Here is a 19,723-nt window from a genome sequence, read left to right on the forward strand (position 1 = left end):
CCGGATCTCATCGGTCGCTCCGCACCCGTGCAGGTTCTCTGAGCCACGTCACCTTCTGTGATGGGCGTTCGATCGGCCGCACGGCCATCCCGATCAGCCGAGAGATCGCGCGCAACCGCGAAGGCGGTTCCCCGCGTCGCGCGAGGGCTGACTGATCCCGGACATCTGCCTGCTCCGAGCCTTTCCCGACCGGTCGTGCCGAATGCCTCGGCCACTCGTCGTTCGCCCGGCACCGACGACCGCGCTGTGCCGAAGGCGCGGCCTTGAGGGCTGTACAGCAAACCTCTATTATGCTGCTGCTGTACAATGCCTCCGGTCAGTGTGGAATCGAGCATCGCATGCCGTGCCATCCGGACACGCGCTCACGGTCGGTCCCCGGTGATAGGGCTGGATCGCCGTCCCTCAGTGCTGATGGCGGACCAGAGTGTCCGCCTGCCGCGTCCGGCCCCGACAAGATCGATCTGCGTCGTCCGCACTCAGCGGATCTCAATGCGGCGGCCGATCGGGATCCGGCGTTCGACGCGGACCGTTTCCGAGTAGCCCTCGTGGAGATGCTGCCCGACCTGAAGCGATTCGCGGAGTCGATGGCGGAGACGGCCGATCAGGCTGAGGACTTGGTTCAAGAGACGCTGCTCAGGGCTTGGCTGTGTCAGGATCGCTTTCGTCCTCGTAGCAATCTTCGAGCCTGGACATTCACCATCATGCGGAGCAGCCTCTCGCCCTCCAAGCGTGAGACAGCGGATCCGACGGATGTCGGCAACGCTGCACCCGACAGGCGACGCATCGATCCTGACCGGTGAAACCGCGGAGCGTTCTCGCAGGACGAATGGCGACGGCCACGTTCTCTGACGAGGCGGTGCTGGATGTGGCGACGCCGATCATCGACGCGCGCTCTACTGCGTGCGTCGAGATATGAACCGCTCTTCGTCAGATCGAGTGCTTCGCGCTCCCCGGTCGAGTTCAGGGCGGTCGAGCGCCACCGTCGAGAACTCACGAGAATGCCTGCCGTTCGCGGATCCTCGGTTTCCCGTCAGGAGTGGAAGTCGAAGTGATGGGCGTTGGCGCCGTGATCTGAAACCCCGATCAGGCCGACGTCTCCGTGGACGCCACTGTCCGCCGGTGCGTGGCTCGGTCCGGCCGGTGAGCCGGGTTTGCTGTCGGACGCGAATTCGATGGTGCCGTTCGGGCCGATGCTGGCGGCCGGTCTCGGACCGTGACTGCCCCCGCTCGTCGGGGGACTCGGCTCGCCTGGTGGTTCTTGATCGCGGCTCACGCCGGTCGAACCTCCCGATCCCTGGCGCGAGAGCGATTGGTCTGACGCCACCGGGGTGCCGACGTTCGCGGCCGCAACGGCAGTGCCGTGACCTGTGTGGTGCGGGCCCGCGTCGAGGTTCGCGGGATTGGGATCCGCCTCGACGGCTCGATCCTGCGTGCCGCTCGGCGAGATGCCTGCGTTCGCACCGGTTGCCGGGTTGGAGCCGTCCGAGTTCCGCAGATGCGGTTCGGTCTCTCGGGCGTGATCCGCAGCCTCGCCGCTGCGGCCGGGCCCGTCGGCGGTCTGAGCATGGCCTGGATCGTCCGCTCTCACCCCCGCCAGCGCGCTGGCTGACGGAGCGATTGGGTCCGCGTCGGAGGCCGCGCTGTGAACGGCGGAACCCTGTGCGTGCGGTCCATCGTCTTGGAGGTGCCCGGGCGGCTCGCCGCTTCGATCGTCCTGCCCGTGGCCTGGATCGGCAGCGCGCGCCTGCGCGCCGGCTGACGGCGGACCTGGGTCCGCGTCGGTGGCCGAGCCGTGACCGCGGCTATCCTGTGCGGGTGGTGCCGTATCGTGAAGATGTCCCGGCGCCTCGGCGCTCCGGCCAGGTGAAGCGCCGGCCCGCGCGTGACCGGGATCAGCAACATCCGCCTGCGTCTGCGCGCTCGCGGATGGTTGGACCGGATCCGTGTTGGCGGCCGAGCCGTGATGGCCGGCATCCCGGGCGTGCGGCGCCGTGTCTTGGACATGTTCCGGCGCCAGCGCGCTCCGAACCGGTCCCTCGCCAGCCTGCCTGTGATCCGGTTCGGCGGCTCTGGCCTCGATCTGCAGGTTGGCTGCCGGAGCTGAGGGGGTGGGATCGGTGGCCGCCGTGCCGTGGCTACCGGCATCCTGTGCGTGCCCTGCCGGGCCCTGGAGAGGCCCCGGTGCCTCGGCGCTCCGGCCGGGGCCTTCGCCGGCCTGAGCGTGCGCAGCCACCGCGCCGCTCGCCTGCACGGTGGCTGAGGGCGGCGCTGATTGCGTGCCGGTGTCCGTGCCCTGACCGTCGTTGTCCTGGGCGTGCGGCGCCGAGCCCCGGAGGTGGCCCGGCGCAGCGGCACTCCGGCCGGGACCTTCGCCGGCCCGCGTCGGGCCTGGATCGGAAGTGCTTGTCTGAGCCTGTGCCAGACCCGGCGGTTCATCCGGACTCGCGCCGCCGGCCACGTCCAGTGGAACGGCCGCCGCGTCCTTGTGATGGCCTGGCGCATCGGCGCTCCGGCCAGGCCCGTCGCCATCTTGACCGCGGCCCTGATCGGTGACCTCCCCCCGGATCTGCGCGAGGCCCGCTGTTGGACGCGGGCTCGGATCGGATGCTGCACTGGGGTCGCCGGCCGCGCCGTGCACCTCCCGTTCGGATGCACCTGCGCCGATGCCTGAAGGATCCGCATGCGCGACCGCGTCGTGCCGCCCCCTTGCCTCCGGCGAGACGCCCGTTCGCGGATCGTTGTCCGGGCTACCGGAGCGCTCCTCGACCGGGAGCTGCGCGTGTCTCAACTCGGGCTGTGCGGCGGCATTGAGCCCGTTGACCGGGGCTGGCGGAGCTTCCGATGCCGCGTGACCGGTCGTCGGGGTCACGCTCTGGGCCAGCGATGGCGCCTCACCGGTCGCGCTCGACGACGGGGCTCCCTGTTCCCGTACCGCGGCGTCCCCCGATGGCGCGGCGCCACCGTCCGATCTGGAATCCGGAGACGACGATGAACCCGCTGCGAGGGCTGCGCTGGCCTCGGCGCCGCGCGCGAGCGGCTGAAATCCGGATTCCGCGCCTGCCCGGGTCGGCCCATGGCTGAGGGCCGGGTCTCTGAGGCCGATGAGTCCGAAATCGGCGGCGTCAGATCGGGCGGAAGCGACCGCCGCCGACTCGGCCGTTACGAGACCGGCCGCGCCGCTCGCGGGACCTTCGTGGCGGCCGGTGCCGAGCGGTCCTTCCGACTGGACGGGGCTCGCCGCTCCACCCGTCGTCGGCGACAGGCTGCCCTGGTCACCCGGGACGGCGCTGCTGGCACCCCGCGCGCCGAGGTATGATGTCGCCTCGATACCCTGAGCGGGGTGGTCGACGAGGGCATCCGCGGCGAAGACCATGGCCGAGAACACGATCAGCCCGACCTGCTTACGGTGGCCGTCGCGCTCATCGGTATCGCCCGTGTCGCGCGCTTCGGACGACCCGTGCTGTTGCGCGTGGCCCGCGTGAGGAGGCTGCGCCGCGCTCTCGGTCGATCGCTCCCCATCATCCGCGCGGGCGTCGTCGGGCGACAGGCTCAGGGCCGCAGCCGCGACGAGAGCCGCGAGCAGCGCCGCCGGGTGAACCGAGAGCTTCGTCCCGCGGGCATCCTGCGGGATCGGGAGAAGCTCGGGATAGCGTCGGGCGATCTCGTTGATGAGGGCGCGGAAATCGCTGCCCCGCATCGGGCTGTCCAAGACATCGGACGCGATGACGTAGCTGCCGTCGATCCTGGCGAAATGCATGACGGCGTCGCCATCCGGCCGGCAGAAGACGAACCAGGGATCCGCCTCGTCGCTCAGGCCCTGCTCGCTGCCGATCTGCAGGCCGGCTCGGATCAGCGCGGCCTCGACGCGGTAGAATTCCGCGAGCTCCTGCTGCGACCAGCCGCCCTGGCACGTCGTTGCGGGTCGGAAGAACGAGATGACCGCGCCCATCGGGACCTCACGTCCGCACAATGACTGAGAAGCGGACTCTATCGTTCATGGAAACTGCGTCCCAGAGCATCGAAGAACGGCGCCACCAGATAGTCGAGCGCCGTGCGCTCGCCGGCCGAGACGACGACCTCGGCGGGCAGGCCCGCTAGGAGGCGTGGTCGTACGTCGTCCGGGAGTTGATGGTCGTCGATCTCCACGGTGCCGGCGAAATAGGCCTGCTTGGTGCCGTCGTCGATCAGGCGGTCGCGGGAGACCATCGTCAACGTCCCGAAGATCGCCGACATGCGGCGCGTCTGAAAAGCCGGAAACTTCACCTCGGCCCGCATGCCGGCATGAACCGCCTCGAGATCGTTCGGCGCGAACTGCACGCTGATCACGAGCCTGTCGTTCGTCGGAACGATCTCCATCAGCGGCTCGCCCGAGCGGACCACCTGGCCGATCGTGTAGACCTTCAATCCCTGGATGACGCCCTGGTGCGACGCCCGGACCTCGTGCCGACGGAGGACATCCCGGGCCACGATGAGCTTCTCGCGCAGTTCGGCGATCTTCTGGCGCGTGTCGAGGAGCTGCGCGGTCAGCGATTCCTGCAGCTTCTGCTTGAGCTGCGCGGTCTGCATCCCCGCCTCGTTGATACCGTTCTGAGCCTTGGCGGTCTCCGCCACGGACCGTCCGATCACGCCTCGGAGGCGCGCGTGCTCGCGCTCCATCATCAGAACGCGCGAGAGCGGGATGAGGTTCTTCTCCTGGAGGCCGCGCAGGCCCTCCAGCTCCTGCTGGATCAGGGCGACCTGCTGCTCGCCCGAGGCCTTCTCGACCGCCAGCCCGGAAATCTCCGTCTTCAGCTGCGTGACCCGCGCCTCGATGAGGCCGAGCTGCGCCTGGAAGGACGCGCGGCGCTCCGACAGCTGGCTGGCCTGGTCGTCGATCAGGCCGGCGACGGCCGGCTCGGCGCGCCGCTCCGCGATCTCCGGCGGCAGGAGCAGATCCTGCGCCTGGCCCTGCTCCGCGCGGAGGCGCGCTTCGAGGATCAGGGCCCCGTCGAGCTGGCCGCGGAGCAGATCGTTGCTGGCTCGCGATTGCACGGGATCGATGCGTAGCAGGACGTCGCCCGCGCGAACCACCTGGCCGTCCCGGACCAGCACCTCCTGTACGATGCCGCCTTCGAGGTGCTGCACCACTTTGCGGCTGCCTTCCGCGACCACCACCCCGGGACTGATGACCGCCCGGTCGAGGCGCGCGACCGCGGCCCAGGTGCCGACAACCCCGAACGTCGCGACGATGAGCGCGTAGCCGGCGACGGCGTACGCGCGCCAGTTCGTCAGGTCGGCGGAGCCCGACCGGTCCCGATCGGACCTTCTTCGCACGGGGGACGGGCTCGGGATCGCGGCGCGCGTGACGGTCATCGCTTATCCCGCGCTCCGCTGTTCGTCGGAGCTGCGGCGGCTCTGGGATGCCGCGGGGCCGACGGGCGGCACCAGGGTCGGGACCGGCCGCTGGCCGGTGACGTGGGCGAGGACCTGCTCGGGCGTGCCGGAGAGCTGTACGCGGCCCTCGCTCATGAGCAGGATACGGTCGGCCTCCTCCAGCAGGCTCACCTTGTGGGTCACCAGCACCACCGTCGTCCCGGATCGCTTCAGGTCCGCGACGGCGCGCATCAGCGCCGCCTCGCCGGGCTGGTCGAGACTCGCATTGGGCTCGTCGAGCACGACCAGGCTCGGCTCGCCGTAGAGCGCGCGGGCCAGAGCGATGCGCTGCCGCTGACCGCCTGACAGCCCGTGTCCCCCCCGACCGATGACCGTATTGTAGCCCTCCGGAAGCGACTGGATCAGCGCGTGACAGCCAGCCCGTTGGGCAACCTCGATGACGCGCGCGTCGTCCCGGTCGGCCAAGCGCGCGATGTTCTGCGCGACGGTCCCGTCGAACAGCTCGACGTCCTGAGGCAGATAACCGACATGCTGCCCGAGCAGGGCCCTGTCCCAGTGGTTCAGGTCGGCCCCGTCGATGCGCACCGTGCCTTCCAGCAAGGGCCAGACCCCGGTGAGCGCGCGAACGAGCGTCGATTTGCCGGCGGCACTCGGGCCGATGATCCCCACGACGCTGCCGGGCTCGAGCCGGACGCTCACCGCCTTGAGGATGGGGCGCGTCGCGCCGGGGGCCGCCACCGAGATGGTCTCGGCCTCGATCAGGCCGCGCGGCCGCGGCAGGACGAGGCGGCGCGTCTCCGAGCCGGCGACGGCCACGAGATCGACCAATCGCCGGTAGCTCGCCCGCGCCGCCGTGAACCCCTTCCAGTTGCCGACGACCGCCTCGATCGGCGCGAGGGTGCGGCCGATGATGATGGACGCGGCGATCATCGACCCGGCCGAGATCTCGCGGTGAATCGCCAGATACGCGCCGATGCCCAGCACCAGGGTCTGCAGCAGCATGCGGACGAACTTCGTGGCCGCGACGATCAGGCCCGCGCGATCGCTGGCCCGCGCCTGGAGGAGCAGGACGTCGTCGTGGCGGCGCCCCCAGAGCCCGCGCATGGACGCGACCATGCCCATGGCCTGCAGCACCTCCCCATTCCGAAAGACCGTGGCGGCGCTCTGCCCCGCTTCGCGCGAGGCCTGACTGGCGGCGTCGAGCGTCCGACGGGTGGCGACCTCGTTGAGCAGCGTGAGGCCGAGGATCGTGCCGCCGCCCACCAGCGCCATCCAGCCGAACCAGGGATGGAGGATGAAGCAGGCGAGCAGGAAGATCGGTATCCAGGGCAGATCGCAGAACGCCAGCATGCCGGCGCCGGTCAGAAACTCCCGCAGGACGTCCACGTCGCGCAGCGCCGTATCGTGCTGCGCGCCGGGCCTGAGCAAGGTGCCGCGATGGGCGGCATCGAAGATCGGCGTGGCGATTTTCTGATCGAACACCACACCGCCGCGCACCAGGAGGCGGGCGCGCAGCATCTCCAGCATCGCGTAGACGGCCAGGCCGAACGCCGCGATCAGCGTGATCCCCGCCAGGGTCGTCTCACTCCGGCTAGGGATCACGCGGTCGTAGATCTGGAGCATGTAGAGCGGGCTGACGAACAGCAGCAGATTGATGAAGAGCCCGAACACCACGGCGGTCGCCAGGACCGGCCGGAGCGAGCGCAGGCCGATGGTCAATGCCGATTGCAGCGAAGGATCGCCCATTCTGCCCTCTTCCTGCGATCGATCGGCACGATCGGTGATACCCGATGGCTCAGATTCCCGTGCTGCTCGCGTCAGTGACCCGCGGGCGCTCAGATCCGCGAGCGGCAATCGTACGTGCGATACTCGACTTTCATGGGCCGCTATCCAGAGACATGCACCGGTAGTGGGGCATCCGGCGCCATTCTCCAAATCGTTCCTTACAGGATGATAGCGCTATTCAGGTTGTTGCCAAGCAACGGGATCCGTTCGGGGAGGGCGCGGGGACGACGGGTGCCGCCGCGCATCTGGACAGCGCGGCTCCGTCCCAGCTATATGGTGTTTGCTGTATAAGCGCCGCGCCGAGTGGCTTCGGTCGGCAGGAAGGTGAAACCCCGTGTATGCCCATCAGCAACGCCTGGACTCCGAGGAGGTGCTGGAGCTGCGTCGGGAGGGGGGACGGTATCTGAAGGAACTGCGGGAGGCGCGCGGCCTGTCGCAACGACAGCTCGCAGCTCTTGTCGGTGCGGATTACTACACCTTCATCTCGCAGCTGGAGACCGGGCGCGGTCGTATTCCTCCGGATCGGTACCGCGCGTGGGCCGAGGCGCTGGCGATCGAGCCGAGAGCGTTCGTCCGGAACGTGATGCGCTTCTACGACCCGATCACCCACGAGATCCTGTTCGGCGATCGGAGCGCGGAGCCTGAGGGCAACGAGGCGTAGGCCGTTGACGCTCTCAGGGCCCGGATCATTCGGATGCGCGAGGCGCGCGGGACGGCTCCAGCCTGGAGACGACCGCCCGCGCAGCTCAGGAGGTGGAGTGATCCGCACCGTCCACCGTCTGTGATCCGAGGGGCGATGGGTCGTCAGACGTCGCGTCGGCGGCCGATACGGGCGCGCCGATCGCCGCCATCAGCATTCGCAATCCCTCGATCCACGTATCGGCCTCGGTCCGCGAGATGCACCCGCTGCGGCGAAAGATTTTGCCGGATTCGAGCTGGACAACAACGTCGAAGCGGCCGTCCGGCCTGTCCGTGATCCAGTATTCGACATTCTGAGGCATCGACGCTGCCCAATAGATCCTCACCTGGCCGGCAACAGCCGCCCCGCGCACGCAGCTCGCAGTCTGACGGCGAACGCGCGCCTCTCGCCGACGTGACTCGTTCACCTCGATCCGTCGTTCCTCGCTCGGCCTCAGACCACGTCGGGGTTCACCTCCGCGCGCGATGATCTTCGGTTTCTTCTCGGTTCAACATGTCCGCCCTCCAGGGACGGAAGCGTGCCCCAACGCGTAGGCCGCGGCGAACGATCCGCCGCTTGCGGGGTTAGATGTTCACTGTACAGTCAGGTGGCGGGTCCTATCTGGAGGGATGGACGCTCGATGACGCGCGTGGTCGGGCCACTCCCGCCGGATGGCCCGCTGCAGATCGCCGGTTCGTCAGGCGGGGTTCACGGCGGCCCGAGATCGGTTCGTGCGGCGAGCGCTTTGAGAGGACGTGAGTTGACGGACACGCTGGTTTCTCAAGACGGCGGAGTCGATCGGCCGAGCCGACAGGACCCTCCGGAACCCGCGATTCTGCCCACCGGTGTGCGGGATCATCTCGGCCTGCAGCTGCGCGCCGCCTACGAGGCCGTGACACGGGCACAGACACCGCCGCGTCTGCTGGACCTCGTCGCGCGGCTCGATGCAGCGCTGGAGGGGCCGCGCCAGGACGATGCCACCGCGTTTCGCGAGGGCCTGACCGAAACGCTGCCCGGCCTGCGCGCCTTCGCCCTCTCGCTCGTCGGCGATGCCTCGCGCGCCGACGATCTGGTCCAAGAGACTGTGCTCCGAGCCTGGGCGCACCAGGATCTGTTCATCCCGGGCTCGAACCTGAAGGCGTGGCTCTGCACCATCCTGCGCAACCAGTTCTACACCGAGTGCCGCAAGCGAAAGCGCGAGATCGAGGACGTGAACGGTGCCGCCGCGGCGCAGCTCACGGCGCCCGCAGCCCAGGAGCACGGGTCCGATCTGCAGATCGTCTGGTCCCATATCGGCAAGCTGCCGGAACTGCAGCGTGAGGCCCTGCTCCTCGTGGGGGCCCAAGGCCTGACCTACGAGGCTGCCGCGGAGGTGATGGGCTGTCAGACCGGGACCGTGAAGAGCCGGGTGAGCCGCGCCCGGGCCTTGCTCGTCGCGCATCTCGCCTGAGACGAGCATCCTGACCGAGGGCGGATCTTCTACGCTCGACGGCCCCGGCATGGTTGAGACAGGTGCCCATCCGCGCTCCGCCCTGGGGCGAGTCCCGACGGGCGACGACCTGGGAACGGTCCCCCGCCGCCCTGGCCGGAGTCGAACCTCGACGGTTCGACCGTCCTTGTCGGACGGATAGCCCGGGCAGAGAGACGAGGTCGGGCGCGCGACACGCGCGAAGGCCGGGGAAAGGCCAGGCGCAGGCCGGCAAAGCCGTCTCGGCCCCTATCGCGACCGCGAAACCGCCGCGGGACGCCCTCCCCCATCGCGCTTCAAGCCGCACGAGCGTGTCGCGAGCAGCGACTGCACCACGCGGCCGCCATCGTCGATGGACAACGCCGCGGTTCAGCCCGCGCTTCGGCAAGGTTCGGGCCCGTCCCGGTCGCTGCCGCCGCAGCAGGCCGCTCGTCCCGGTCCGAGCCAGAGATCATCCCCGGGCGCCTCGACGGACGCTCCGCCTCCACGCGCCGCCCGTGTCGCACGAAGGTCGGCGTGGCGTCACCGACCATCGGGCAGCGCCGCGTCAGGCATCCTCGCCGTGGAGACTCTCGGCGCGGTCTCCGGTGCCGCCGCGGAACAGGTCGCCCTTAACAAACTCACCCATCCCCGTACGAATCCGGGTCGCCGCTGGACTCACTTTGCAGAATCGGTCCACATGAACAGTCACGTTGGCAGAATCGGGCGGGGACCGATGACCGCAGAGGAACGGCTGGCTGAGCTGAAGGCGGCGGACACGCGCCGTCAGACACGTCGCAGGGAGGCTCTGAAGCAGAAGGGCATGACCCAGCAGAACGTGTGGCTGAAGCCGTCGGTCAAGGCCGTCATCGACCAGGCGATCCAGAACGGTCGGTTCAGGAGCCGTACCGAGGCGATCGAGTGGGCGCTCGCGTCTGCCTTCGAGGAGAAGTCGGCATGATGTAACGGGCAAAGCAGAAGGCCCCGAGGCGGGAACCTCGAGGCCTTTGGACCTGACATACCCTGGGATGGGGCGCGACAGGCGATTCGCACCCCCTTTATGCCCCCTCCCCCAGGCCGTCGTCAAGAACACCCTTCGGGGTGAACGGTCCCGCTTTGCCTCCTGAGAGGAGGCGGACGAGGTGGAGACAGTTCATTCCGGTGGCCGGCCGCTCACGCGCGCCGCGCTCGCCGGCCGGAGACTTGCGCTCGAAGACGGGCGGACGGTCTCGCGCAGGGAGCTCTCGGCCGCGGGCCGGGACGCGGCCAAGGCCCTGAACCTGCGCCCTGCCCTGCGTTCGATCCTCTCGGCGCTCTGCGCCGTGTGGGGTGAGCAGGATTGGGAACGCTTGGTGGTGTGGCCCTCGAACGAGCACCTGTGCGGGATGACCGGGCTGTCGGAGCGCGCGCTCCGCTACGGCCTGCGCGACCTGGTGGCCCTGGAGGTCATCACACCTCGGGACAGCGCGAACGGCAAGCGTTTCGCCATCCGCGGGCCGGGCGGCGCCGTCATCGACGCGTACGGTTTCGACCTGACTCCCATCGTCGCCCGGAAGGGAGAATGGGCGACCGCGATCATGGAAGCCACCGCGAGGGACGCTCAGCGAAGCCGCGCGTTCGATCTCCTGACCGTTCGTCGCCGCGCGGTGTCGGAGGCCCTCGCCGCCCTGCGCGCCCGCTTCCCGGCGACGGATGCCGCCGATCTGCTCGCGGCGCAGGAGACCTTGGAGCGCAGCACGCCGAGGAGACGTGCTTCCGGCGCGGGTCCTGACGTCGTCCTCGATGCCTGGGGAGAACTGCAAGTCATGGCGGAGGATCGTTTCTTTCAAGCCGCCTCTGCCGGCAACTCCGGCCGCCACATAGAACAAAACACCGGATCTCCTACCGATCCTTGTGCAAAGGCTCCCGAGAAGGAGCCTGAGCCGACCCGTAGGCCCGAACCGTCACTCGTCGCGGCTGCTTGCCCTGTCGCCGCCGAATTCGGCGTCACCCTCAGAACGGAAGCGGATGTCATCGAGATCGGCCGGCTGATGCGGGGCGGGATCGGCGCGCATCCGTCGGCCTGGAGCGAGGCTTGCGAAGCCCTCGGTCCGTTCCGGGCCTCGGTGCTCGTGCTGATCGTCGCGCAGCTCCACGACGACGACGTGCGCCGGGGTGAGATCCGCATCAAGAACCCAGGCGGCTACTTCAGGCAGCTCGTCCGCCTGTGTTCCGAAGGTCGCTACGGGCTCGAAGCCGAGCTCATGGCGATGCGCAGGAGGAAGATGACGTGACCTCGGGCGAACGTCACCCACCCCGGACCGCGGAGCCCTGCAGATGCGCCACGCCGCGGCAGCGAATCCGGGCACCCGGATCCTGACCGATGTAGGTAGCCTCCGGAACCCGGAACTCACGCTACGCTTGCGCGGCCGTTGAACATGGGAGGCTAGCGGTGAAGGTGTTTCAGATCCGGCACGAGGTGACGGGCGCCATCCTCTGGACGGGCTCGGCGCCTGACCCGCTCGCTGCCCTCGACGCCATGGCGCACGAGGCGGGGTATTACGATCATTCCGACATCCCCGACCATCTCCGGGCCGGTGGACTCGCCATCGAGGAGATCCGGGTCTAGCGCGCCGACAACCACGCGAAGAGTCCGATCCCTGCGGGCGCCGGGCAGGCGCCCTCGCTTCACGGAAGACCGCCGCGGTGACGTGTCGGTGAGCGATGCCGGATTGGTCGGGCGCCTGCAGTGCCGTTCCGCCAGGAGGCCGGGCAGGTACCGCGGCACCCGGCACTCTCGGTGCGAGGGGTTCGGCGCGTGATCGCCCCGAACCCGGTCCCCATCGGACAGGTTTGTGTGGGACGCAATCGGGATCAACTGCGTTACTGCGGTGACGAAGTGTGGAGATCCAGGATGGCAGACGCCGTCGCGTCGCAACGCGCTGTTCTGATTGTCGAGGACAATCCCGTGCAGCTCATGGATGCGGCTGCGGCCCTTCGCGACGCGGGATACGAAGTCGCGGAGGCCGCCACTGTCGAAGCCGCCCAGGCTCATCTGGCGGCCCGTCCCGAACTTGTGGCCATGGTCGCGGACGTGGACTTGGCAGGCGAGCCCTTGAGTGGCTTCACCCTGGCCAAAGCCGTCGCGGCGCGCTGGCCCGAACTGGCGATCCTGATCGTGTCGGGTGTGGCTTGGCCCGCCGAGGAGCAGATGCCGATGGGCGCTCGCTACCTGCGCAAACCGTTCACACCGGAGGGGCTGGCCGGCGCGCTGGGGGCTGTGCTGGCGACGCGGGGCGTAGGGTCCGGGCCGCATTGACGGTGGCCAGCCCAGCGTGCGCCGGCGCGGGAGAGCCGCGCCGTCGACGACGGGCCGCATCACGGCGAGGTTCAGGTCCCGCTGTCGTCGGCGCTGGCGTCGTCGCTACCGTCGAGCAGCCAGTCCGGTATCCCGGGAAGCACTTCCCCGGCGACCTCACCGGCGGTCTTCAGGGCCCGCTCCACTTTCGCTTCCGAGTACTCGCCGCGGACCTCGGCGAACAGCTCGCGCGCCAGACGGTCCAGCTCCTCGTCCGAGAGCGTCTGGTCCGGCTCGTCCCTCATGCGTGCCCCCCCAGCTTCGGCCGTCCTGCGCCACCGATCCCGTCACGGGGCGGGGGAGCGTCCGGTGTCACCACCCGTGAGCCGATACGCAACGCGGCCCGCCATCACGGTGCCTGGGCCCGGTTAGGGGATCGTCACCGGCGGGGAACCGAAGATGTCCCAGGCTGACGCTGACGCCGCCGATCCTTCCGTCGCGGTGATCGGCCACCCGCCTCAGTCCACGCCGCAGGCGAGGAGATCGCGCCTGCGCTGCTCGGACGTCTCTCGGGCCTCGTCCTGCCAGCTGGCCTCTGGCGGGTCTCGGTCGGCCTTCACCGGTCGCTCGCCAGGCAGGTACAGACTGCGGGGATCACCGGGCAACGCGCCCGTCGTCTCGGGGTCCCGGTCGCAATCCCGAGCCGGCTGATCGGCCAGGGCGAGCGCGGGACCCGCGCACACGACGACGGCCACGGCGAACGCGAGCAACTTTCTCATGGGGGTCCCGATGGGCCAGGCCCGGCGCATGTACCGCGTCGCCGGTAGGGCCGGAGGGCTTAACGGCGGTTCGCGATGGTCGCCACACCCGTGTCGGCACGGCAGACATGCGTGACCGTCGCCGCAGATCGATCGGCGCCCGGGGACGATTTCCACGTCGCCGGCACCGAGCCGCGGCGGCCGGGCGTGGTGTCCGGACTGCCGCGTGCCCGTCACTCCGCTCGCGGCCTCGCCGGTCAAGGCTCGAACCGACGAGCCCCCACTGCGCCCCCACTGCGCCCCCACTGTGCCCCCACTGTGCCCCCGCGCGGACGTGAATGGCCGAAGCCGCCCTGTCGGAACGGTCAGGCCTGCCGCATCTCCGTGTCGCTGCCGGACGGCAGAAGCTCGGACCGGCGCGCGTGAGCGACGCCGCCCAGCAGGATGAGAAGCACGAAGGCGGGAAGCGGCATCAGAACGGGGTCGCCCGCGAGGAGATGGCTGCCGACCGCGCCGGCCATGAGCACGGCGAGCAGACAGGCGCCGAGGGCGACGCAACCGGGCGTCCAGAGGAGCACCGCGCCGAGGAGTTGCAGGGCGCCGACCACGTCCATGAACCACAGCGGGTAGCCGAAGCGGACGAAGCCCTCGACCTCGAACGGCACAGCGGCGAACTTCATGCCGGCGGCCACCAGGAACACCGCGGTCAACAGGCCTCGCAGCGCCACGCTGCCGACACTCCGCCTATCCCGAACCCGAGCCATCCCCATACCCCTCCCAGCAGGCATCTCTCTCGGCGGATCAGACGAAGTGCGTCGGCAGCGCCGCGGTCAGGGCGAGCTGGAGGACGGCGAGCGCCAAGCCAGTCAGCATCGACCAAGCCACGATGTGGTCGGTGACGGTCATGCCCTTGGTCATCATCTTGGTGGCCATCGGTGGTTGCCTCATCCGTGCAGCCGTGGATCGGCTGTCCCAGGACGGTCATATGGCCAAGCTGGATTGCGCCGTTATTGCTTCGATTATTGCGTTGGATTGCACGAAATCAGTTGAGACGCCGTTCTCGGTGAACGATCCACGGCGCCACGCGCGATCGCCGGCACGCCTCCGGGATGCGCCGCGACGCCATGGCCGCGCGGCAACCGACCGCCGCCGGCCACATCGTCGGCTACATGCCGGGGTGAGGCCGTCCTCGCCCACGCTGGCCCGGAGCGCTGTCAGTTTGCCGCCGTCCCGCTCGGCGGTGACGAAGACCTTCGCGTCGGGACGGATCGCCGACGGATCGACTGGCTCATAGGCGACGATCGGTGTCTCAGGCGACACCGCCACGGTCTCCGACGCGCCGCCCCCGTGAGCCTCCGCGGCGGGGACCCGACAACCCGGGAAGACGGGCGCGGCGCTCGGCGACGCCTGGGGTCCAGCCCGCCCGTCCGCGGGCGCGACGACGGTGCTGTCGGGAGGACGCTGCCGATTCAGGCGTCCGCGTCGGCGCGTCCGTCCCACGCGTCGAGGCGCGACGGCGCCATCGGTGCCGCGGCGGCGATCCCGAGCCGGGTCGCGGCAGCCACAGCGGCGATGATGAGGCCGATGAAGAGCAATGGTTCGAGCATGGCCGTGCCCTCAGCTATGGGCCCGCGCGGCGAGATGGCGGCGCGCCGAACGGTGGCGGGCACGCGCATTGTGCTGCCGCCGCATCTGTTCCTGGAGGATCTCGTCTTCGTGCCGAGGGAAAACTGTGATCGCGGTCGATTGCGGGACACGCAGACCGTCCTCACGCTGCGGATAGATTGGTTTCATGACCGCTCCCCCGTATTACCTACGTAGAAGCTTAACCGTTCTTTAACCGATTGCAACCCGGTGGCAGGGTCGGGTTCCGACGGCGCCGGCGCGCGCTGGAGATCCTTCTCCCTCGGGTAGTCCGCCCTGATCGCCGCGGCGACGCGCCTTCCCTCACCAGCCCGGGCACTGGCCGCATTTCGGGCCCGACGGCTCCGGTCCCGGCAGACCCCCCGATCTCAGAGGCCGGGCGGCTGCTGATCCGGGCCGGGGAACTACCTCAGGCACGGTTGCCGCCTATGTCATCTGACCGGGAGCCGCCGTCGGACTGACTTTGATCGTGGAGGACGCAACGATGCCGCCCAAGCTGACCAAGACCATCATCGGAGCCGTTATCGCCGTCGCGCTCGCCGCTGCAGTCTCCTACGGAGTCATCAGCCAGCAGACGGCCGACAAGATCCAGACTCAGGCGAACCAGACCCTGCAGAACGATCAGGCTCCGGCCAGCACCGGTCAGCAGCCGCCGCCTCCGCCTCAGAACTCGATCCCGCAGGCACCCGCACAGCCGGGGGCGTCGCCGCAGAATCCCGCGCCGGCACCGCGTCAGTGAGCGAATCCGGGCGCGTCGATGGTGGGTCCGCGACGTCGAGCACGCCCCGGGATCGGCCCGGGTCACTGGCATCGGGGTCGACGTCACATCCTCCCCTGTCGGCGATGACCTGAAGCCGCGGCAACGAGATCGCGGCCCTGTTCGAGCAGAATACTTCGGAGATACGGCGGTCATCGCGGAGGTGCCCTTGGCAAAACCGTTTGCCACGCTGCTGCTCGCAGCAGCCGTCTCTGTTCTGTCAGATCTGCCGGCGCGATCTCAGGTCGCGCCCGTCAACAACTGGGCTGAGTTCCGCGAGGCGATGGCGGCGTGCTGGACGGTGCCGCCCGGCACGGAGGGATCCCTGATTGCCTACCGGTTCGGCCTCGACAAGACGGGTGCCATCCGGGGCAAGCCGCTCATCACCGCGCGGCGACTGGTCGGCGACCAGGACGCGCACCGTCGCTACGAGGAGGCGGCATCCGCTGTGCTGGCACGCTGCTTCCCGCTCAAGGTGACACGGGCGTTCGGCGCGATCCTCGGCGAGAGCCCGATCTATCTGCGGTTGGTCAACACGAAGCCGACGGCCGCCTACCAGATCAACAGCAACGTGACGATCTTCGCGCCTCGCTAGGCTGCCCCTCGCGGATGCTCGCCTTGCCCGCCCGGGGGCCTCCCGAGACCGGCTGACAGGCGGTCCGGGAACGCAATGCCTTCGCGGGCAGCGCGCTCGACGGCCCGTTCCATCTGTGTTTGCTGACACGGCCGGCCAGGAGAACGAGCCGCGCGGGAGGGGGGACCATGCGGACCGGTTGGGTTCTTGCCGGCGCGCTCGGCTGCGCGCTCGGCGTCACGCCGACCCAGGCGCGGATCACTCAGATCGAGGTCGTCACCGTCGAGCCGTTCGCCGACGGCGCTGAATTCGGACCTGCCGGCGCGTACGAGCGGGTCATCGGTGCCGCCCGCGGCGAGCTCGATCCGGCAGATCCGGCCAATGCCGGCATCGTCGACATCGCGCTGGCGCCGCGCAACGCGCGCGGCATGGTCGAATACAGGACCGACCTGTTCATCCTGCGCCCGAAGGACCCTGCCCGCGGCAGCGGTACGCTGCTGTTCGAGGTGCTGAACCGCGGCCGCAAGTTCCTCTTCAACTGGGTGCTGGACGCGCCGGCCCAAGGGGCCCAGGCCGTCAACGATCCGCGCAACGCCGTCGACGCCGGAACCGGCCTCGTCCTGCGTCGCGGCGACACGATCGTCTGGTCGGGCTGGGAGGCGGACGCGTTGCGCCAGCAGGGCGGCATGGCCATCGACGTGCCGGTCGCCTCCAGGAACGGCGAGCCGATCGTGGAGATCGTGCGCGACGAACTCGTGAGCGCGACGCGCGGGCCGCCGGAGGCGCCCTTCTATCTCACCTTCAAGGCGGCCAGCCAGGACAAGGCCGACACGCAGCTGACCGTGCGCCGCCGGGAGGCCGACCCGCCGCGGCCGGTTCCGGAGGAGGCGTGGCACTACGCGACGCCGCGGCAACTCGAGCTCCTGCCCAAGGGAACGAAGCCGCTGCCGGGCTCGATCTACCAGTTCACCTACCGCGCCACCGAGCCGAAGGTGCTCGGCATCGGCTTCGCCGCGACGCGCGACGTGGTCGCCTACCTGCGCGGCGATGCCGCCGGTGGCGCCAACCCGGCGGGCGGAGCGATCCGGCACGCGGTCGCGCTCGGCATCTCCCAGAGCGGGCGGTACCTGCGCGACTTCATCGCCCAGGGCTTCAATCGCGACGAGGCCGGGCGCCGGGTCTTCGACGGCGTGCTGTCGCACATCGCGGGGATCGGCGGCGTCTTCCTGAACGCGCGCTTCGGCCAACCGTCCCGCACCAACACGCAGCACGAGGACCATCTCTATCCGGAGAATGCCTTCCCGTTCTCCGCGGCGGTTCAGCACGACCCGGTGACGGGACGGAGCGGCGCGCTGCTGCGCGACGACGGCTTCGACCCGCTGCTGATCGAGGTGAACACCGGCACCGAGTACTGGCAGAAGGGTGCCTCGCTGCTGGCGACGGATCCGCTGGGCCGCACCGACCTGGCCTTGCCCGACACGACACGCGTCTACTTGGTCTCGAGCGGCTTCCACTACGGGCGCGCCGGACTGACCTCGAGCAGAGACCCCTGTGCCAACCTGCGCAGCACCCTCAATCCGGCGCCTGCCCTCCGGGCGCTTCTCGTCGCACTCGAGGACTGGGTGACGCTCGGCACGCCCCCGCCCGACAGCCGGATCCCGCGCCTGTCGGACGGCACGCTGGTGGAGCCGGCCGAGGCCGGCTATCCTTTCATCGTCGGTGTGCCGGTCCCGACCGCCCCGAACACGATCGCCCGCTTCAGCACCTACGTCGATCCCAAGCCCGAGAGCGGGCCGCAGTACTGGCCGCTCGTGCCCCGCGTCGACGCGGATGGCAACGACGTGGCAGGCATTCGCCTGCCGGCCGTCGCCGCACCGCGCGCGACCTTCACGGGCTGGAATCTCTACGCCGATCCCTTCCCGGCGGGGGCCCTCTGCGACCGGGAGGGGAGCCAGCTTCCGTTCGCCCGGACCCGGGCGGAGCGGGAGGCCAACGGGGATCCGCGGCCCTCGCTGGAGGAGCGCTACCCGGATCCGAATGCCTACCTGGCTGCCGTGACCAAGTCCGTGGACGCGCTGGTGCGGGATCGCCTGCTCCTGCGCGAGGACGGCGACCGCCTTGTCCAGGCGGCGCGGCAGGAGTCCGCGCCATGACCGCTCCGGATTCGGTCGTGCCGCCGGCGTAGACATGCGTCGGGCGGACCTTGTCACTCAGGGAGACGTCTCGGACAGTCGACGGTCTTCCAGGGCGGCGTAGACCATGGTGCGGGTCAGCGTGCGGTAGTGCTGGCGCTGGTCGGCCGAGGAGGTCTGCATCATCAGGAGCGCGAAGAACCCCTCTACAGGGTCAACCCAGAAGTATGTGCCTCCGACGCCGCTCCAGAACCAGTCGCCGACATTGCCGGGGAACGGCGCCTCGCCCGCCGCGAGGCGGACCGCCACGCCGAGCCCGAAGCCGTAGCCCGGCCCCGGCGGATAATAGGCGGCCTTCGCGATCACCGCCCCGAGATGATCCGAGGTCATGAGTCGCACGCTGGCCGGCGCCAGGACGCGCGCGCCGTCGAGACTGCCGCCGGCGAGAAGCATGCGCAGGAAGCGGGCGCAGTCCGCCGTGCTCGATACGAGGCCGCCATTGCCCCTCTGGCCGCGCCGCGGCTGCGCGGGATCGTGAAAGACAGGGCGCTGCCCCGGTGCTTGCGGGAGCGGCTGCGCGACGCGTGATCCCATCGCGGCCGAGATCTGGAACAGCGTGTCGGCCATGCCGAGCGGCTCGAGCACGGTCGCGTCGAGGACCCGCTGCAGATCCGCGCCGCCGGCGATCTCCAGGACGCGGCCGAGCACGTCGGTGGCGTGCGAGTAGTGCCACACCGTGCCGGGCTCGTGCTCCAGCGGCAGGCGGGCGATCCGGTCGGCGAACGCCGCGTTGTCGAGATCCTCGGCGAGCAGGCCGTCGGCCGCGTAGGCGCGCCGCGCCGGCCCGTCGCCGAGATAGCCGTAGGCGATCCCGGCGGTGTGGCGCAGGAGATCCTGAACGGTCGGCCTGGCCCTGGCGGGCCTGAGGCCGCCGTCCGGATCGAGCACCGACAGGTGCTCGAAGGCGGGAATGAACGCCGCCACGGGCTGATCGAGGCGCAGGGCGCCGCGCTCGGCGAGCACCATGGTAGCGGCGGAGACGACGACCTTGGTCATGGAGTAGATGCGCCAGAGCGCGTCGGGCCCGAGGGGCGCGCGCGCGACGCGGTCGCGGTAGCCGACGGTGCGTCGCCAGATCGCCCCGTCCGCGCCGCCGACGAGCATGTCGGCCCCGGCGATCGCGCCGCTGTCGACATCGGCCGTCAGGCGGTCGCCGAGGCGGTCGAGGTGGCGGGAGGAGAAGGCTGGCGCAGTCCGCATGGCACCGATGTAGCGCGCGCCACCGCGCCCACATCGC

At 69.8% G+C, this 19,723-nt stretch carries 20 protein-coding genes; 10 read left to right on the forward strand and 10 right to left on the reverse strand.

Annotated elements, in window-relative coordinates; genetic code table 11:
* The first annotated feature begins 290 nt into the window (after positions 1-290).
* Entirely contained in the window at positions 291-800 is a 510-nt protein-coding gene (locus tag ACLBYG_RS22710) for a sigma factor (RefSeq protein ID WP_447682997.1), read from the forward strand.
* A 230-nt stretch (positions 801-1,030) separates the two neighbouring features.
* Here ACLBYG_RS22710 and ACLBYG_RS22715 read toward each other — a convergent pair whose 3' ends face one another.
* The 3 genes from ACLBYG_RS22715 to ACLBYG_RS22725 are packed head-to-tail and all read right to left on the reverse strand — an operon-like array spanning position 1,031 to position 7,119.
* On the reverse strand, positions 1,031-3,949 hold the full coding sequence (locus tag ACLBYG_RS22715; RefSeq protein ID WP_447682998.1) for a hypothetical protein: 2,919 nt from the start codon (positions 3,947-3,949) through the stop codon (positions 1,031-1,033).
* A 38-nt stretch (positions 3,950-3,987) separates the two neighbouring features.
* Entirely contained in the window at positions 3,988-5,352 is a 1,365-nt protein-coding gene (locus ACLBYG_RS22720) for an HlyD family type I secretion periplasmic adaptor subunit (protein WP_447682999.1), read from the reverse strand.
* 3 nt (positions 5,353-5,355) lie between these two features.
* Positions 5,356-7,119: a type I secretion system permease/ATPase gene (locus tag ACLBYG_RS22725; protein WP_447683000.1), complete on the reverse strand. Its 1,764-nt coding sequence runs from the start codon at positions 7,117-7,119 to the stop codon at positions 5,356-5,358.
* 373 nt (positions 7,120-7,492) lie between these two features.
* Here ACLBYG_RS22725 and ACLBYG_RS22730 point away from each other — a divergent pair, with 373 nt between their 5' ends.
* Entirely contained in the window at positions 7,493-7,819 is a 327-nt protein-coding gene (locus ACLBYG_RS22730) for a helix-turn-helix domain-containing protein (protein ID WP_020095904.1), read from the forward strand.
* Between the two features lie 85 nt (positions 7,820-7,904).
* Here the strand turns inward: ACLBYG_RS22730 and ACLBYG_RS22735 are convergent, their stop codons facing one another.
* Positions 7,905-8,159, reverse strand: coding sequence for a hypothetical protein (locus tag ACLBYG_RS22735; RefSeq protein WP_447683001.1), 255 nt, complete (start codon positions 8,157-8,159; stop codon positions 7,905-7,907).
* A 438-nt stretch (positions 8,160-8,597) separates the two neighbouring features.
* Here ACLBYG_RS22735 and ACLBYG_RS22740 point away from each other — a divergent pair, with 438 nt between their 5' ends.
* The 5 genes from ACLBYG_RS22740 (at position 8,598) to ACLBYG_RS22760 (ending at position 12,582) form a co-directional block, all read left to right on the forward strand.
* Positions 8,598-9,287: a sigma-70 family RNA polymerase sigma factor gene (locus tag ACLBYG_RS22740; RefSeq protein ID WP_447683002.1), complete on the forward strand. Its 690-nt coding sequence runs from the start codon at positions 8,598-8,600 to the stop codon at positions 9,285-9,287.
* 733 nt (positions 9,288-10,020) lie between these two features.
* Complete coding sequence (locus ACLBYG_RS22745) at positions 10,021-10,245, forward strand: hypothetical protein (protein ID WP_020095907.1); 225 nt, start codon at positions 10,021-10,023, stop codon at positions 10,243-10,245.
* A gap of 181 nt (positions 10,246-10,426) precedes the next feature.
* Positions 10,427-11,557, forward strand: a complete 1,131-nt coding sequence (gene repC, locus ACLBYG_RS22750; RefSeq protein WP_447683003.1) for a plasmid replication protein RepC — start codon at positions 10,427-10,429, stop codon at positions 11,555-11,557.
* Positions 11,558-11,715: 158 nt separating this feature from the next.
* Positions 11,716-11,892 (forward strand): hypothetical protein, encoded by a 177-nt coding sequence (locus ACLBYG_RS22755; protein WP_020095909.1) that lies wholly within the window; start codon positions 11,716-11,718, stop codon positions 11,890-11,892.
* A 285-nt stretch (positions 11,893-12,177) separates the two neighbouring features.
* Positions 12,178-12,582, forward strand: a complete 405-nt coding sequence (locus ACLBYG_RS22760; protein ID WP_447683004.1) for a response regulator — start codon at positions 12,178-12,180, stop codon at positions 12,580-12,582.
* Between the two features lie 71 nt (positions 12,583-12,653).
* Here ACLBYG_RS22760 and ACLBYG_RS22765 read toward each other — a convergent pair whose 3' ends face one another.
* From ACLBYG_RS22765 to ACLBYG_RS22785, 5 genes are all read right to left on the reverse strand, one after another.
* Positions 12,654-12,866, reverse strand: a complete 213-nt coding sequence (locus ACLBYG_RS22765; RefSeq protein WP_447683005.1) for a hypothetical protein — start codon at positions 12,864-12,866, stop codon at positions 12,654-12,656.
* 213 nt (positions 12,867-13,079) lie between these two features.
* Positions 13,080-13,340 (reverse strand): hypothetical protein, encoded by a 261-nt coding sequence (locus tag ACLBYG_RS22770; protein ID WP_026605355.1) that lies wholly within the window; start codon positions 13,338-13,340, stop codon positions 13,080-13,082.
* Between the two features lie 344 nt (positions 13,341-13,684).
* On the reverse strand, positions 13,685-14,083 hold the full coding sequence (locus tag ACLBYG_RS22775; RefSeq protein WP_427510361.1) for a DoxX family protein: 399 nt from the start codon (positions 14,081-14,083) through the stop codon (positions 13,685-13,687).
* A 37-nt stretch (positions 14,084-14,120) separates the two neighbouring features.
* Positions 14,121-14,252, reverse strand: coding sequence for a hypothetical protein (locus ACLBYG_RS22780; RefSeq protein ID WP_020095914.1), 132 nt, complete (start codon positions 14,250-14,252; stop codon positions 14,121-14,123).
* 536 nt (positions 14,253-14,788) lie between these two features.
* Positions 14,789-14,926, reverse strand: a complete 138-nt coding sequence (locus ACLBYG_RS22785; RefSeq protein ID WP_157861912.1) for a hypothetical protein — start codon at positions 14,924-14,926, stop codon at positions 14,789-14,791.
* Positions 14,927-15,447: 521 nt separating this feature from the next.
* Between ACLBYG_RS22785 and ACLBYG_RS22790 the strand changes: the two genes are divergently transcribed.
* From ACLBYG_RS22790 to ACLBYG_RS22800, 3 genes are all read left to right on the forward strand, one after another.
* Positions 15,448-15,702 (forward strand): hypothetical protein, encoded by a 255-nt coding sequence (locus tag ACLBYG_RS22790; protein WP_026605357.1) that lies wholly within the window; start codon positions 15,448-15,450, stop codon positions 15,700-15,702.
* A gap of 181 nt (positions 15,703-15,883) precedes the next feature.
* Positions 15,884-16,315 (forward strand): hypothetical protein, encoded by a 432-nt coding sequence (locus tag ACLBYG_RS22795; RefSeq protein WP_234083319.1) that lies wholly within the window; start codon positions 15,884-15,886, stop codon positions 16,313-16,315.
* Between the two features lie 167 nt (positions 16,316-16,482).
* Positions 16,483-18,447: an alpha/beta hydrolase domain-containing protein gene (locus tag ACLBYG_RS22800; RefSeq protein WP_447683006.1), complete on the forward strand. Its 1,965-nt coding sequence runs from the start codon at positions 16,483-16,485 to the stop codon at positions 18,445-18,447.
* 57 nt (positions 18,448-18,504) lie between these two features.
* Here ACLBYG_RS22800 and ACLBYG_RS22805 read toward each other — a convergent pair whose 3' ends face one another.
* The gene (locus ACLBYG_RS22805) at positions 18,505-19,686 is read right to left on the reverse strand and encodes a serine hydrolase domain-containing protein (RefSeq protein ID WP_447683007.1); all 1,182 of its coding nucleotides are present in this window, start codon (positions 19,684-19,686) and stop codon (positions 18,505-18,507) included.
* Positions 19,687-19,723 lie beyond the last annotated feature (37 nt).

This window comes from Methylobacterium sp. D53M, from assembly GCF_053345625.1.